This is a genomic window from Streptomyces sp. CB02414, from assembly GCF_001905385.1.
Classification (GTDB): domain Bacteria; phylum Actinomycetota; class Actinomycetes; order Streptomycetales; family Streptomycetaceae; genus Streptomyces.
In genome coordinates, this window is record NZ_LIPF01000002.1 from 237,456 (window position 1) to 252,755 (window position 15,300).

At 72.6% G+C, this 15,300-nt stretch carries 10 protein-coding genes; 3 read left to right on the plus strand and 7 right to left on the minus strand.

Features of this window, described 5'->3' with window-relative positions; all coding sequences use genetic code 11:
- Positions 1–298: 298 nt before the first annotated feature.
- A complete protein-coding gene (locus tag AMK11_RS07215) occupies positions 299–685 on the minus strand; it encodes an MGMT family protein (protein WP_338012640.1) in 387 nt (128 codons plus the stop codon).
- Positions 686–870: 185 nt separating this feature from the next.
- Between AMK11_RS07215 and AMK11_RS07220 the strand changes: the two genes are divergently transcribed.
- The 3 genes from AMK11_RS07220 to AMK11_RS07230 all read left to right on the plus strand — a co-directional run bounded on the left by AMK11_RS07220 (position 871) and on the right by AMK11_RS07230 (position 7,020).
- Entirely contained in the window at positions 871–3,645 is a 2,775-nt protein-coding gene (locus AMK11_RS07220) for a lysylphosphatidylglycerol synthase domain-containing protein (protein ID WP_073724399.1), read from the plus strand.
- Between the two features lie 114 nt (positions 3,646–3,759).
- The gene (locus AMK11_RS07225; RefSeq protein WP_073724401.1) at positions 3,760–5,325 is read left to right on the plus strand and encodes an alpha/beta hydrolase; all 1,566 of its coding nucleotides are present in this window, start codon (positions 3,760–3,762) and stop codon (positions 5,323–5,325) included.
- Between the two features lie 153 nt (positions 5,326–5,478).
- Positions 5,479–7,020 (plus strand): alpha/beta hydrolase, encoded by a 1,542-nt coding sequence (locus tag AMK11_RS07230; RefSeq protein WP_073724403.1) that lies wholly within the window; start codon positions 5,479–5,481, stop codon positions 7,018–7,020.
- Positions 7,021–7,106: 86 nt separating this feature from the next.
- Here AMK11_RS07230 and moeZ read toward each other — a convergent pair whose 3' ends face one another.
- From moeZ to AMK11_RS07260, 6 genes are all read right to left on the minus strand, one after another.
- Entirely contained in the window at positions 7,107–8,285 is a 1,179-nt protein-coding gene (moeZ, locus tag AMK11_RS07235) for an adenylyltransferase/sulfurtransferase MoeZ (RefSeq protein ID WP_073724405.1), read from the minus strand.
- A 63-nt stretch (positions 8,286–8,348) separates the two neighbouring features.
- A complete protein-coding gene (locus AMK11_RS07240) occupies positions 8,349–9,107 on the minus strand; it encodes a spherulation-specific family 4 protein (RefSeq protein WP_073724407.1) in 759 nt (252 codons plus the stop codon).
- A complete protein-coding gene (locus tag AMK11_RS07245; RefSeq protein ID WP_073724408.1) occupies positions 9,095–10,153 on the minus strand; it encodes an NAD-dependent epimerase/dehydratase family protein in 1,059 nt (352 codons plus the stop codon). Before AMK11_RS07245 ends, AMK11_RS07240 begins: the two co-directional genes overlap by 13 nt.
- Positions 10,154–10,251: 98 nt before the next feature.
- Positions 10,252–11,409 carry a hypothetical protein gene (locus AMK11_RS07250; protein ID WP_073724410.1) on the minus strand — a complete coding sequence of 386 codons (1,158 nt, stop codon included), beginning with the start codon at positions 11,407–11,409 and terminating at the stop codon, positions 10,252–10,254.
- Entirely contained in the window at positions 11,406–13,373 is a 1,968-nt protein-coding gene (locus AMK11_RS07255; RefSeq protein WP_079187293.1) for a DUF3492 domain-containing protein, read from the minus strand. Before AMK11_RS07255 ends, AMK11_RS07250 begins: the two co-directional genes overlap by 4 nt.
- 219 nt (positions 13,374–13,592) lie before the next feature.
- On the minus strand, positions 13,593–15,299 hold the full coding sequence (locus AMK11_RS07260) for a DUF3152 domain-containing protein (protein WP_073724412.1): 1,707 nt from the start codon (positions 15,297–15,299) through the stop codon (positions 13,593–13,595).
- Between the last annotated feature and the right edge of the window lies 1 nt (position 15,300).

The following is a 15,300-nucleotide window of genomic DNA, read 5'->3' on the forward strand; positions in this document are numbered from 1 at the left end:
TGTGCTGATGGACTGCCCGCGCCGCGGGCGCGGCGGTGGCCGCGGGACAAGGGGGACGCGTGCGGCCGACGCTACGCCGACGGGCGAGGCGGAAGCAGTGCTTCCGCTCCTTTCCTCAGGCCCCCCGCACACCTCGGGACCGCCAAGTCGCTCGGGTCCCTCTTGCCCGTCGGTTCGCTCGGGGCGCGTGTGTCCCCCGCCCCACGAACGTACGCCATACCATCGACATGCCCGAAGTGCCCCGTTTCCCTCATACGGATCACAGGTCACACACCAACGGGTCCGATGGCGGAAGCTTTCAAGTGTGACCCTGTGCGCGTTCGCCGCCGTCCCACCGCGCCCGCTTCAGGTCGAGGCGCGGCACGTGACCCTCCGCGGCTCTGCTCGCCTCCTTCAGGGGCGTGCCCTCCTCCCGGTAGCGGCCGAGCGCCTCCAGTTCCTGCCCCGCGAGCAGAACGCCGTCCGCGCGGACGACGCGCCACCACGGAACCCCTCCGCCGTACAGGGACATCACCCGACCGACCTGCCGGGGCCCGCCCTCCTCCAGGTACTCGGCGACGTCCCCGTACGTCATGACGCGGCCCGGCGGAATCATCTCGGTCACCTCGAGGACCCGCTCGGCGTACTCGGGCAGCGTGTCCGCGTGCTCCGAGCGGGCGCCGTCCGCAAAGTTCTGCTCGCTCATCCGCCCCATCCTGCCCCACCGCACCGACAGTGGGACGCGGTCCCGACGGTGCGCGCACCTCGCCCCCATGCGGCGCTTCCGGCAGACTGTGCGGCCCGCACGGACACCCTGATGCCTGCCGGGGCCGACGCGGCATGCCACCATCGTGCGGTCGGTGACCAGTGATACGAGAGCAAGAAGAGGCGATGAAACAGCAGGGTGTGCACCCCGAGGACGCCGAGGGCACCTCTGACTCTTCGTCGCGCCCGGATGACTCCCCGTCCCGCCCGGACACCGCGGTCCCGGGCCGGTCGGCGACGGCGGCCGACCCCGACGACGTGGCCCACATCGACGAGGTGGAGGGCGACGAACCGCTGCTCCCCGCGCGCGTGCACCGTCCTTCCGACCTGATGCGACTCCTGGTGGGCGTGCTCGCCGTCGCCGTACTGCTGGCCGTCGCCGCGTTCGCGCACGGCACCACCTCGGGTCTCGAACAGGACATCAGCAAGGGCACCGGACAGGCACCCGACCTGCTGATCAAGATCGCGGGGCTGGCCTCCAGCATCGCGATCCTCCTGGTGCCGGTCGCGTTCGCGATCGAGCGGCTGATCAAGCGGGACGGGCTGCGGATCGCCGACGGCGTGCTGGCGGCGGTCCTCGCGCACGGGGTGACCCTCGCCACGGACCTGTGGGTCGCCAAGGCGGCCCCGGGCTCCATCCAGGAGGCGCTCACCCAGCCGTCGCCGGGCGACGTCCACGCGCTGACCGACCCCGTGCACGGCTACCTGGCGCCGGTCATCGCGTACATGACGGCCGTCGGCATGTCACGCAGGCCCCGGTGGCGTGCGGTGCTGTGGATCGTGCTGCTCCTCGACGCCTTCTCGATGCTCGTCACGGGCTACACGACACCCTTCTCGATCATCCTGACGGTCCTCATCGGCTGGACCGTGGCCTACGGCACGCTGTATTCGGTCGGCTCCCCCAACGTCCGCCCCACCGGCCGGACGCTGATGGCGGGCCTGCGGACCGTCGGGTTCCACCCCGTGACCGCCGCCCGCGAGGAGGTGGCGTCGGACACCGCGGAGACCGGTGACCGCGGCCGGCGCTACTTCGTCACCCTGGAGGACGGCCGGCCCCTGGACGTGACGGTGGTGGACCGGGAGCAGCAGGCCCAGGGCTTCTTCTACCGAGCGTGGCGCAATCTCACGCTGCGCGGCTTCGCCACCCGCAGCAGCCTCCCCTCGCTGCGCCAGGCACTGGAGCAGGAGGCGCTGCTCGCCTACGCGGCGATCGCGGCCGGTGCCAACGCGCCCAAGCTGATCGCGACGTCCGAGCTGGGGCCCGACGCGGTGATGCTCGTCTACGAGCACACCGGCGGACGCACTCTCGACTCGCTGCCCGACGAGGAGATCACCGACGACCTGCTGCGGGGCGCCTGGGAGCAGGTACGGGCCCTGCAGTCCCGGCGTATCGCGCACCGCAGGCTGGTGGGCGACGCCATCCTGGTGGATCGTTCCGGCACAGTCATCCTCACCGACCTGCGCATCGGCGAGATCGCCGCCGGTGACCTGCTGCTGCGCATGGACGTCTCCCAGCTCCTGGTGACGCTCGGCCTGAGGGTGGGTGCCGAACGCGCGGTCGCCTCGGCGGTGGCCGTGCTCGGCCCCGACGCCGTGGCGGACTGCCTGCCGATGCTCCAGCCCATCGCGCTCAGCCGCTCCACCCGCGCGACCCTGCGCAGGCTCGGCCGGGAGCGCGCCCAGCGCGAACGTGAGGCCGTCCTGGAGTCGTCCCGGCAGGCGAAGCTCGCCCGCGCGGAGGCGGCGGGCGGCGATGACGCGCACCAGGCGCACGAGCAGACCGGCAGACCCGCCAAGTCCGCGAAACTCGAGAAGTCCGAGAAGAAGGCCGCGCGTGCCGAGCAACGGGCGGAGAAGCGGGCCGTGGACGAGGCGCTGGAGGAGGCACGCGAGGAGGACCTGCTCACGCAGATCCGGCACGCCGTGCTGCGCATCAGGCCGCAGGCCCCCGTCGAGCCGGCCCGGCTGGAGCGGGTGCGGCCACGTACGCTCATCAGCTTCATCGCCGGGGCCATCGGGGCCTACTTCCTGCTGACGCAGCTCACGCACATCGAGTTCGGGCCGCTGATCGCGAACGCCCAGTGGGGCTGGGTCGCGGCGGCCGTGCTGTTCTCGGCGGCGAGCTACATCGCGGCGGCCATGGCCCTGCTGGGCTTCGTACCCGAGCGGGTGCCGTTCCTGCGGACCGTTGCCGCGCAGGTCGCCGGGTCGTTCGTGAAGATCGTCGCGCCCGCGGCGGTCGGCGGTGTCGCGCTGAACACCCGGTTCCTGCAGCGCGCGGGTGTGCGGCCGGGGCTCGCGGTGGCGAGTGTCGGCGCGTCGCAGCTGTTCGGGCTGGGCTGCCACATCCTGATGCTGCTGGCCTTCGGCTATCTGACCGGCACCGAGAAGACCCCGTCGCTGACCCCCTCCCGGACGGTCATCGCGGGCCTGCTGACGGTGGCGGTGCTCGTGCTCGTGGTGACCTCCGTGCCGTTCCTGCGGAAATTCGTCGTCACGCGCGTGCGGTCGCTCTTCGCCGGGGTCGTGCCGCGCATGCTGGACGTGCTGCAGCGGCCGCAGAAGCTGATCACCGGCATCGGCGGCATGCTGCTGCTCACCGCCTGCTTCGTGATGTGCCTGGACGCCTCCATCCGGGCCTTCGGCGACGAGTCGGCGTCGATCAGCCTGGTGAGCGTCGCGGTCGTCTTCCTGGCGGGCAACGCACTGGGGTCCGCGGCACCGACGCCCGGCGGTGTGGGCGCGGTGGAGGCGACGCTGACGGTCGGCCTGATCGCCATGGGTTTGCCCAAGGAGGTCGCCGCACCCGCCGTACTGCTGTACCGGCTGCTCACGCTGTGGCTGCCGGTGCTCCCGGGCTGGCTGTTCTTCAACCACCTGACACGGAAAGAGGCGCTGTAGTGCTCCGGTGAGCGCTCCGTGACGCGGCACACGGCAGGCGCCGGCGAGCACGCGGCATACCTCGTACGGCTCGTGCCCCGAGCGCGCGGCCAGGCGCGGCCGCACGATGGACGCATGCCGAATCCATCCCGGCTGCGCGCCGCCGCCCTGGCCTCCGCTGCCTCCGTGGTCATGTGCACCACCCTCCTGTCCGGCTGCAGCGACGACTCCGGGAGCGGCACCGAGGGGAACGACGACCTGGCGGCCCAGAAGCTCGACTGGAAGGACTGTCCGGCTCCTTCCGAGGCCGAGGGCGGCGGTGCCGCGCCCTCTCCGCTGCCGGACGGGGACGAGTGGCAGTGCGCCACCATGAAGGCGCCGCTCGACTGGGACGATCCCCAGGGCGACACGATCGGCCTCGCGCTGATCCGGGCCGAGTCCAGCGGCCCGGCCGACCGGCGGATCGGATCGCTCGTCTTCAACTTCGGCGGCCCGGGCGGCTCGGGCGTCACCACGCTGCCCGCCTTCGGCCAGGACTACGCGAAACTGCGCACCCGCTACGACCTGGTCAGCTTCGACCCGCGCGGCGTCGGCCGCAGCGCCCCCGTGGAATGCCTGGACGACAAACAGCTCGACACCTACTTCCAGCAGGACGCCACCCCCGACGACGCCGCCGAGCGCCGGGAACTGGTGGACAACACGGAGGACTTCAACGCCGCCTGCGAGAAGCACTCCAAGAGGGTGCTGCCACACGTGGCCACGACCGACGCGGCCCGCGACATGGACCTGATGCGCCAGGTCCTCGGCGACGAGAAGCTGCACTACTTCGGCATCTCCTACGGCACCGAACTCGGCGGTGTCTACGCCCACCTGTTCCCGAAGCATGTGGGGCGCGCCGTCTTCGACGCGGTCGTCGACCCGACCGAGACCCCGGAACAGGGCTCACTGGGGCAGGCCGAGGGCTTCCAGCTCGCCCTCGACAACTTCGCCGAGGACTGCGTCTCGAAGACCGAGGAATGCCCCGTCGGGGACAGCGCCCAGGACGTCAAGGACCGCATCGCCCGGCTGTTGAAGGACCTCGACAGCAGGCCGATCCCCGGCATCTTCCCGCGCGAACTCACCCAGACCGCCGCCACCGGTGGCATCGCCCAGTCGCTCTACTCGAAGGACTTCTGGGAATACCTGACCGAGGGTCTCGTGCAGGCGTACGACGGTGACGGCACGATCCTCATGGCGCTGTCGGACTCGCTGAACGGACGCAACGAGAACGGCCAGTACAGCAACATCACCGCTGCCAACGTTGCCATCAACTGCGCCGACGACAAGCCGCGGTACGACCCCGCGTACGTGGAGAGCAAGCTGCCCGAGTTCCGGAAGGCCTCGCCGGTGTTCGGCGACTACCTCGCCTGGTCCATGCTCAGCTGCACCGACTGGCCGGTGCCCGGAGCCGCCGACCACCCCGACGTCAGCGCGCCCGGTGCGGCTCCGATCCTCGTGATCGGCAACACCGGTGACCCCGCGACTCCCTATGAGGGTGCCGGGAGGATGGTGGAGGCCCTGGGCAAGGGCGTCGGCGTGGAACTGACCTACAGGGGTCAGGGGCACGGCGCCTACGACAGCAAGAACAAATGCGTGCAGGACGCCGTCCACGGCTACCTGCTGGACGGCGAGGTCCCGGCCGCCGGCACGGTCTGCTCCTGACCTCTCCCGCGCCCGACGATCAGCATCCAGATCGAGCGAACGTGCAGGTCAGAGGGTTACCCACAGGGCGCGGCAGGCTCAGCGCACTCCGCCTACCATGGCATGACCGCCATCCGCCGCACGGCGCGGACGGCTCGCGAGAGGGGGAGAGTGATGACGCGTCTCGTACGGTGGACGGCTCTGACGGCCGCCGCGACACTGCTGACGGCAGGCTGCAGTGGCGGCTCGTCCGGAGAGGACGAGGGCGGCGGAGGAACGGACAGCCCCCGGCCTTCGGCGGCAGCGCCGTCGGGAGTGCCCGAGTCGCTGGCCTCCCAGGAACTCGACTGGGGCCGTTGCAAGGGCACCGCGGACTCCCCCGCCCCTGACGGCGACTGGCAGTGCGCCATGCTCAAGGCGCCGTTGAACTGGGCCGAGCCGGACGGCGACACGATCGACCTGGCGTTGATCCGGGCGAGGGCCACCGGCGACGAGCGCATCGGCTCCCTGCTGTTCAACTTCGGGGGCCCCGGCGGCTCGGGCGTCTCCATGATGCCGTCCTACGCCGACACGGTCTCCTCCCTGCACGAGCGGTACGACCTGGTGAGCTGGGACCCGCGCGGGGTAGCCGCCAGCCAGGGCATCCGCTGCCGCGGCGACGAGGCGATCGAGGACGCCGAGTCGGTGGACTCCACGCCGGACACCACCGCCGAGGAACAGGCGTATCTGAAGGACGCCGCCGACTTCGGCAAGGGCTGCCAGAAGTCCGCCGGCGACCTGATGTCACACGTGTCGACCACGGACACCGCCCGCGACATGGACCTGATGCGACACGTTCTGGGCGACGCGAAGATGCACTACTTCGGCATCTCCTACGGCACCGAACTCGGCGGCGTCTACGCCCACCTGTTCCCGAAGCACGTGGGCCGCATGACCCTGGACGCCGTCGTGGACCCGACCGCCGACACGATCGGCCACGCCGAGAACCAGGCCCGGGGCTTCCAGCGCGCCCTGGACGACTACCTGAAGTCCACCGGGCAGGACCCCAAGCAGGGGTCTCGGGAAATCGCCGACCTGCTGGAGCGGCTCGACGCCGAGCCGCTGCCGACGTCGCCACCGGGACGCGAGCTGACGCAGACCCTTGCCCTCACGGGCATCGTCCTGCCCCTCTACAGCAAGTCCGGCTGGCCGGCCCTGACCAGTGCGCTGGCGGCCGCCGAGGAGGGCGACGGCTCGGAACTGCTGGCACTCGCCGACGGTTACAACGAGCGCGACCCGTCGGGGCACTACGGCACGACGACCCACTCGCAGCGGGTCATATCGTGCCTGGACGACAAGCAGCGGCCGACCCTGGAGGAGACGAAGAAGCTGCTGCCGGAGTTCGAGGAGATCTCCCCCGTCTTCGGGCCCTTCCTCGGCTGGGACACGGCCGGCTGGTGCCACGACTGGCCGGTGCCCGGTCAGCACGAAACCCCGGAGGTGAGCGCGCCCGGTGCGGCTCCGGTCCTGGTGGTCGGCAACACCGGGGACCCGGCCACGCCTTACGAGGGCGCCCGCAGGATGGCGGACGAGCTGGGCGAGGACGTGGGTGTGGTCCTCACCTGGAAGGGCGAGGGGCACGGGGCGTACGGGAGCGGGAGCGACTGTGTCGACTCCGCCGTGGACGCCTATCTGCTGAAGGGCACGGTGCCGGAGGACGGCAAGATCTGCTCATGACGACGGCGGGGGCTCCGGGCACCTGCGGTGCGCGAAACCCCCGCCGTACGGGAAGCGTGGCCGTTGCCCGGCCTGCCGTGGCCCGGTCAGTAGACGGGCTTCTCCGGCTCGATCTGGTTGACCCAGCCGATCACGCCGCCGCCGACGTGGACGGCGTCGGAGAAGCCGGCGGACTTGAGGACCGCGAGGACTTCCGCACTTCGGACACCCGTCTTGCAGTTCAAGACAATCTTCTTGTCCTGCGGGAGGCTCTCCAGGGCGGAGCCCATGAGGAACTCGTTCTTGGGGATCAGCCGGGCGCCCGGGATGGAGACGATCTCGAACTCGTTCGGCTCGCGGACGTCGATGAGCTCGATGCTCTCGCCGTCGTCGATCCACTCCTTGAGCTGCTTGGGAGTGATCGTGGAGTCGGCGGCCGCCGCCTGGGCCTCTTCGGAGACGACGCCGCAGAAGGCCTCGTAGTCGATGAGCTCGGTGACGGTCGGGTTCTCGCCGCAGACCGCGCAGTCGGGGTCCTTGCGGACCTTGACCTGGCGGTACTGCATCTCCAGGGCGTCGTAGATCATCAGGCGACCGACCAGCGGCTCGCCGATGCCCGCGAGGAGCTTGATGGCCTCGTTGGTCTGGATGGAGCCGATGGACGCGCAGAGCACGCCCAGGACGCCGCCCTCGGCGCAGGAGGGGACCATGCCGGGGGGCGGGGGCTCCGGGTAGAGGCAGCGGTAGCAGGGGCCGTGCTCGGACCAGAAGACGGAGGCCTGTCCGTCGAAGCGGTAGATCGAGCCCCAGACGTAGGGCTTGTTGAGCAGCACGCAGGCGTCGTTGACCAGGTAGCGGGTCGCGAAGTTGTCCGTGCCGTCGACGATCAGGTCGTACTGGGCGAAGATGTCCATCACGTTGTCGGCCTCGAGCCGCTCCTGGTGAAGGATCACGTCCACGTACGGGTTGATGCCCTTGATCGTGTCACGGGCGGACTCGGCCTTGGGACGGCCGATGTCGGCCTGGCTGTGGATGACCTGACGCTGCAGGTTGGACTCGTCGACCTCGTCGAACTCGATGATGCCGAGCGTGCCGACACCGGCTGCCGCCAGGTACATCAGGGTCGGCGAGCCGAGGCCGCCCGCGCCCACGGCGAGCACCTTCGCGTTCTTCAGCCGCTTCTGCCCGTCCATCCCCACGTCGGGGATGATCAGGTGGCGGGAGTACCTGCGGACCTCGTCTACGGTGAGCTCGGCGGCCGGCTCGACCAGGGGTGGCAGCGACACGGGGACTCCGTTTGTCGGTCAGTAATTACGGTTGTTCTCCTCGCAACACTGCCACGGCCTTTTTCATTCCGAGACACCCGTCCCGATACGCGAGACGATTTCGTCCCAGTAGCCGGGCATCGTCTCCCAGGGGTCCACCCTGCCGCCCCCTCCGCCCCGGTCGGTGCGGTCGGTGAACCAGATCGTCGCGGCGCCCTGCCAGCGGGCGATGCGCAGCGCTTCCTCCAGGTGTCCGCGAGGCACTCCGTGGACGAAGTGGCAGAAGCGCTCGGGCGGGTAGTCGGCGCTCCACTCGGCCGCCTGCGACCAGCGGTAGTCGCTCCAGGCGCCCGAGAAGGTCACCAGTTGGTCGGCGTTCTCCGCGTACCCGGGGTGGGGGTGGGTGCCGTGGCCGAGCACGATATGGGCGTCGTCACGGATCACCCGCAGGGTGCTGATCGTGCGGCGGACCTCGGGGAGCGCGGCCCGTCCGGAGGGGCAGCGGTCGAGGAGGAAGCCGTCGACCCGGTACCAGTCGAGGTGGCGGTGCGCGTCGGAGATCAGCTCGCCGAAGCTCCGGGCTCCGTACGCGGCGTCGAGGTGGCCGAGGACGCGGACCCCCGCGTTGCGCAGCCGGCCGGCGGCCTCCAGGCAGTGCGGGTCGGGGTGGGCTCCGGGGCCGTCGGCGACGTTCAGCACGACCCAGTGCAGGGGAGTACCGGGCCAGGCCAGCTCCGCCCACTCGCCGGGGGCGACGAGGGGGTGGGCCAGCCCCGGAATGCCGAGGCCGGTACGGACGCCGGTGCTCGCGGTGCCCGCTGCGGTGCTGGTCAGATACGGCATGCCGCCTCCATCCAGATATCGGCGAGGGATTCCTCGAGCGCGATCCTGGGCCGCCAGCCGAGCCGGTCGCGTGCGGTGCGCACATCGGCCTGCTGCCAGCTGCCGCAGCCGTCCGGGTAGGGGTAGGCCACCGGGGCCACGTGCTCGGCGTCGGCGCGCTCGCCGCGGTGCCCGAGGGGCTCGGGGCGATGATGGCCGAGGGCGTCGGCGCGGTGGTGGCCGAGGGCGTCGACACGGTGGCCGACGGATTCGGTGCGCGGGTGGCCGATGGCCGGCCGGAGCGCGCCGGGCGGGCCGTCGAGTTCGTGCAGGGCACCGCCGTAGCCGGCCACGCGGGCGAGGGTCGCGGCGGCGTCGCGCAGCCGTACGGCACGGCCGGAACCGATGTTGATGACGCCCTGCGCCGCGGAGAGCGAGGCGGCGTGCACGGCGCGGGCGACGTCGCGGACGTCGATGAAGTCACGCTGCGCACCGAGGCCACCGAGCCTCAGCTCGCCGTCACCGGACTGCATCGCGCGGCGCATGGCCTCGGCGAGTCGGCCCAGCGGGGAGCCCGCGGGTGTGCCGGGGCCGGCGGGTGAGAAGACGCGGAGGACGACGGCGTCCAGGCCGGAGCCGAGGACGAGTTCGGTGGCGGCGAGTTTGCTGACGCCGTAGGGGCCGCCGGGGCGGGGCACGGCATCCTCCGCGGTGGAGGAGCCGGGCTGGCTGGGCCCGTACTCGGCGCTGCACCCGACCTGCACCAGCCGGGCGCCGCAGCCGCTGCGACGGAGGGCCTCGCAGACGGTGGCGACGGCGACGGTGTTGTGCCGGGTGAGGTCACGCGCGCCGCCCCGGGTGGCCCCCGCACAGTTGACGACGACGCCGGGGTGGACGGCATCGAGGAAGCGGGTGAGGGCGCCCGGGCTGCCGCTGGCGAGGTCGAAACGGACGTCGGCGTCGTCGCCGCGGCCCAGCGCGGTGAGCTGGACGGCCGGGTCGGCGAGCAGGCGTTCGGCGACGAAGCGGCCGATGTAGCCGTTGGCTCCGATCAGCAGGACTCTCATCGGACGGCTCCCGGTGCCGAGGCGTCGGGTCGGGAGGTGGTCATCTGGGGGCTCCTTCAGGGGGTGGTGCGGACGTGTGGGGGGGGCGGGGGGGGTGGTCAACGCGGGTGCTCCGGCGCCGCGTGAGCGGATGCCTTGGTCAGGCGGCGGGTCGCGTGGACCAGGAGGATCAGGGCTCCGGTGCCGCAGGCCGCCGTCGGGACGACGGCCGGGCCGAAGGCGGCGACCAGCGCCTCGACGGGGACGGCCAGGAAGCCGCAGCCGGGGAGGCGGGCGGCGAAGACCGTGGCCACCGCCCCCGCCTCCGCCAGGGCCGCGGCGGTGAGCATCAGCGCGGGGGCGTGCGTGTGGCCGTGCACGGTGAGCAGGCGGGCGAGCAGGAGGAGAGCGCCGAGGGTGAGCACCTGCGGGTGGGCGGCGGGTTCCCGGAGTACCGCGCCGGTCAGCGCCGCCAGCCCCGCGAGCGCGGCCATGAACAGGGTGAACGTGCCGAGCAGCAGAGGGCGTACGGAGGCGGAGAAGTCCGCCAGGCCCCGGCTGGCCGTCAGTCTGCGGCGGGCGCGCACCGCGAAGAGGCGGGCGCATCCGGCAGCGGGCGCACAGGCCAGGGCGAGGGCCAGCACGGGGGCAGCGGTGACGGGCCACGGTCCGTCGGCGGTCCCGTCGGGCAGGCCGTCCGGACCGCCGGAGAGAGCCGTGCGGAGCAGGCCGTCGCCGAGGAACGAGTAGCCGACGAGCCACCAGGTCCAGGTACCGGAGGTTCGCGTGCCGGCGCTCAACGGCCCTCGGCGCAGTACCGCGCGCAGGGCGAGGGCCACCGCGAGCGCTCCGACGGTGACCGCGATCAGACGCGGCCGGCCGTCGGTGAGGCGCAGGGCGGCCACGGCGGCGGCGCACAGGGCGCCCGGGAGCAGGGCGCGCACGATCCAGGCGAGTGGCGCCCGGGGGGCCGGCTGGTCCGCGGGGCGCGGGGGCCTCTCGGCGTCACGCGGGACGCGGGCGTACATCTCCTCCGCGAGGGAGAAGACGTCCCGGTGCCGGAAGCGTGCGGCGGTCCGGTCGGTGACGCCGTGGGCCTCCAGTCCGGCCGCGATCTCCAGCGGGTCCACGGCGCGTTCGCACAGCTCGCGGTGGCGGTGCATCAGGGCCTTCACCGGGTCCGCGGCGACGCGGCGAGCGGCGGACGGCGGACGCGTTCCGGCCTTCTCCGGCCCGGCCGCGGCCCAGTCACGGTCCAGTTCGTGGAGGCCGCTCATCGGGCCCCCTCGGTCGCTGAAACCGAGGCCGCGGCTCGGACTCCCTCGGCCACGGAAACCGAAGCCGCAGCTCCGCCCCCCTCGACCGCCGGCACCGCAACCGCAGCCCGCGCCCCCTCAGGCACGGAAACCGGAAGCCCACCCCGCGCCCCGTCGGTCGCCGACACAGGAACCGCAGCCCGGCCTCCCCCGGTCGCCGATGGTGAAGTCCCGGCTCCGGGCCCGTCGTCGGTGTCCGAGGTCCGGGTCGTGGCGCGGACGGGGGCGTCCGTCGCCCAGGCCGGGCCGCCCCGGGCCACGGCACGGGTCGTGGTGTCCGACCAGCGGCCGGGAACGTGCGCCTCTGCGGGTACGGAGAACGGAAGGGGCTCGCCGGTGTCGTCGAGGACGACGCGGCGTGCGGGGGTGCGCGAGAGGATGTCAAGGTAAATGCCGTGAAATGCCGCGACGTTCTGCTCGACGGTGAACAGTTCCAGTGCGCGGGCGCGCGCGGCGGCACCCAGGCGCGCACGGCGCTCGGGGTCACGCAGCAGGGCGACGCACGCCTCGGCGAGCGCCCGGGGGTTGCGCGGGGGCACGACGAGTCCGGTGCCACCGATGGCCTCCACCACCGCGCCGACGTCCGTGGACACCGTCGCCCGGCCGCAGAACATGGCCTCGACCAAGCCCGCCGGGAACCCCTCGACGACGCTGGAGAGGACCACCAGGGCCCCCGAGGCGTACGCGTCGGCGCGGGAGGGAAGTTCCGGCCCGCCGATCTCCTCGAAGGACACCGGGTTGCTGCCGACGGCGTGCGGTCCGTCGGCCTCGTCGGGGAAGAGCTGCGCGGCCAGGGCCTTGCAGTGGGCGAGGTAGGCCGCGCCCTCGGGCCCGCAGGGGCCGCCCACGATCCTGAGGCGGGCCTTGGGCTCGTCCTTGCGGATCTCCGCGAAGGCGTGCAGCAGCGAGACGAGGTCCTTGGCCGGCTCGACCCGGCCAACCCAGACCAGGGTGTGCGGATCGGCGCACTCCGGAGACTCCCCCGCCTCGGCGAAGGGGGTCGCGTCCATGCCCGGGTGGACCGTGCGGAGCTTGGCGCGGTCGGCTCCGCAGCGCTCCTGCCAGCGTCGGGCATGCGCGTTGCCGGGTGTGATGAGGGCCGCGCGCCGGTAGGTCTCGGCGGCCAGCCGGCCGTGGAAGGCGGCCAGCAGGAACCGTATGGAGGGCGAGGAGTCGGGTTCCGTGAGGTAGTGCGCCCGCAGCCGCACCCCGTACTCGGTCACCAGCAGGGGCACCTCGCAGAAGTGCCGGGCGAGCAGGCCCGGCAGGGCTGCTGTGCCGCCGGAGGCCGCGTGGCACAGGTCGACGGCGCCCAGTCCGTCGTCCTCGTACCAGTCGAGCGACAGGGGGCGCAGGAGGCGTTCGAGGCGCGCGACGACGGTGAGCAGATCGGGCACGCGCGCCCCGCGCACGGAGCGATGGGCGCCGGGCGCGCGACAGGCGCTTTCCAGCACGCGTACGGCGGTCTCCGAGCGCAGTGCGCGGGGCAGTCCGCCCTCGTCGCGGGCGAGTTCGGCGAGACCGTACAGGGCGTTGGCGAAACGGTCCGCCTCATGGGCGAAGCGGTCGCGGGCGCCCGTTGCGTCCGCTCGCGACGCCGCGGTCTCCGCCCGGCCGGAGGCTTCTTCGGGAACGGTCGCGCAGAGGATCGCGGCCAGGTCGCCGTAGTACCCGGCAAAGCGCCGGCGCGTGCGCCGTCCGTACACGACCCCGTCGTCCTCGGCGTCCCACAGCGACGCGGTACGCACCCGGCCGACCTGCGGCGGCAGCGGGACCCAGCCCTCGGCCTCCTGGTGCTCGCCGCGGGTGATCGCGTAGACGTCGAACTCGTGCTGCTCGAGCCCGCGCACGAGCCGGTCGCACCAGAGTCCGGGCTCACCGTTCACATACGGATAGCCACCCTCCGTAAGCAGTCCGATGCGCACGCGCGCACCCCCGATCTCCCGTTGGGGGAGCCGCCGTTGGCCCGGCGGCTCGCAGCGGGACGAACGTATGCGGACAAGGCGGTGGCGCGATGGACGGTTGTCCATCGCGCCACCAAAAGGGGTGAACGGTCGTAACTTTCCTGTGCGGAACGCGTTCGGTCGCGCTAAGGGATCAAGTAGTCACGAAGGGTGACGCGATGGCCGCGGCTCACCGCTCGCTCAGCTGTTTGGGTAGGCCCAGGGGTTGGGACGGCAGTCGATTCCATCGTGGTCGACGAACTTCGTCTGCTGCTGCATGACCGGGGCGAGTTCGCCGTCCTTGTCGCAGGTGACGTGGTTGTGGCCGATGCGGTGGCCGACCTCGTGGTTGATGAGCATCTGCCGGTAGCCGAGGATGTCGTCGCCGTACGGCTCGGCGCCCTGCGCCCACCGGTAGGCGTTGACCATCACGCGCTTGGTGGCGGCCGAGTCGCAGGACACGTTGTCCACGGTGGTGTCCAGGCCGGACTTGGCGCACCATTCGGCGGTGGTGCCGGGGCTGGCCAGCGTGATCACGAATTCGGGGTCCCCGGAGTAGATGCGCGTGAAGGTGTGGGCGCCGTTGTGAGCCCAGCTCCGGTCGTCGTTGAGCGTCTTGTGGATGGCCTCGGCGAAGAGTTCGCCGTCGAGCCCCAGCCCCTGCTCCACGTCCACGCGATAGGTGTGCCGCTCCCCCTTCTCCGGTCCCTTGGCGATGCCGGCGATGGCCTCGAACTTCCCGGAGCCGTCGAGCGTGGCGTCGAGCGGGTACGTCTTGCTCATCTTCTGCTCGTACGTCAGCGGCTTCGCGGACTCGGGCGCGGAGGGCTTCGGCCGGTCCTCGTCCCGCGACGCGGAGTCGTGGGCACCGCGGGCCTGGTCGGTGGCGGACTGCGACCGCACGCCCTCGCCGTCCGAGCCGTCGGCGACCTGCCCGGCCACGACGACCGCCAGCACGGTGGTGACGGCTGCCGCGGCGATGCCGGTGAAGGTCTTGCCCTTGCCGCCCTTGGCCGTCGCGGGTTCGCCCGTGGGCGGCACGTCGTCGGCATGGGCAGCGGTCTCGGGGCCCGGGCCGCCGGGTCCGTCGCCGGCGCTCCAGTCGGTGACGGAGGCGTAGGGGTCGGCGGGCTGCGCGGGGACAGGGGTACGACGCTGGGGACGGGGCGCGAAGACGTCGCCGTCGACGTCACCGTCGAAGGCGTCCAGGTATTCCTGCCGCGGCCCGCCCGGCGGTGCCTGCCGCTGGCGCGGGAAGGGCGTGCCGGGTCCGGCGGACCCGCCGGGAGGCCCCGGGTGCGTGCGCCTGCCGCCGGACGGTGCGGCAGGTGTGCCGTGCCCGGCGCCGGCGCCGGCCTGCCCACTCAACTCGCCCCATCCGCCACCGGGTTCACGCTGCTCGGGGTGACCACCCCGAACCCGCGGCACGCCGTGCGCCGGCGTGCCGTCGGGGAACCCGGGCACACCGCGCGCGGGCGTACCGTCCGCGCCGCCCGGAAAACCGCGCCCCGACAGGCCGTCCGCGACCCGCGGAAAGCCCTGCGCCGGCGTACCGTCCGCAGCCCGCGGAAAGCCGTGCGCCGGCGTCCCGTCCACGTCCCGCGGAAAGTCCCGCCCCGGGGCTCCGCCGGGAACAGGCGGGAACCCGTGCGCCGGAGCGCCTTCCCCCGGCCTCCACCTCGGTCCCGGTCCCGCGTACCCCTGCCGCCCGCCGCCGCCGTCCAGGGGGCCGCCCGGTGCTCCATGGGGAGCGGCGCCGGGGGCTCCGTTCACCGGCGGTGGCGTCTGATCCCCGGCCGGGGGCTCGGCTGCGCGGCGCCGGCCCAGCAGGCCGGACCGGCTCCCCCGCGCGGCGGTGTCCGCACCGGTGGGCTTGGGGGCGGGTCCGCGTCGGCTGTGGCGTCCCACG

Coding starts and splice junctions, on each gene's coding strand:
- AMK11_RS07215 (WP_338012640.1), bottom strand. CDS start 685: ATGAGCGAGCAGAACTTTGCGGACGGCGCCCGCTCGGAGCACGCGGAC.
- AMK11_RS07220 (WP_073724399.1), top strand. CDS start 871: ATGAAACAGCAGGGTGTGCACCCCGAGGACGCCGAGGGCACCTCTGAC.
- AMK11_RS07225 (WP_073724401.1), top strand. CDS start 3,760: ATGCCGAATCCATCCCGGCTGCGCGCCGCCGCCCTGGCCTCCGCTGCC.
- AMK11_RS07230 (WP_073724403.1), top strand. CDS start 5,479: ATGACGCGTCTCGTACGGTGGACGGCTCTGACGGCCGCCGCGACACTG.
- AMK11_RS07240 (WP_073724407.1), bottom strand. CDS start 9,107: ATGCCGTATCTGACCAGCACCGCAGCGGGCACCGCGAGCACCGGCGTC.
- AMK11_RS07245 (WP_073724408.1), bottom strand. CDS start 10,153: ATGAGAGTCCTGCTGATCGGAGCCAACGGCTACATCGGCCGCTTCGTC.
- AMK11_RS07250 (WP_073724410.1), bottom strand. CDS start 11,409: ATGAGCGGCCTCCACGAACTGGACCGTGACTGGGCCGCGGCCGGGCCG.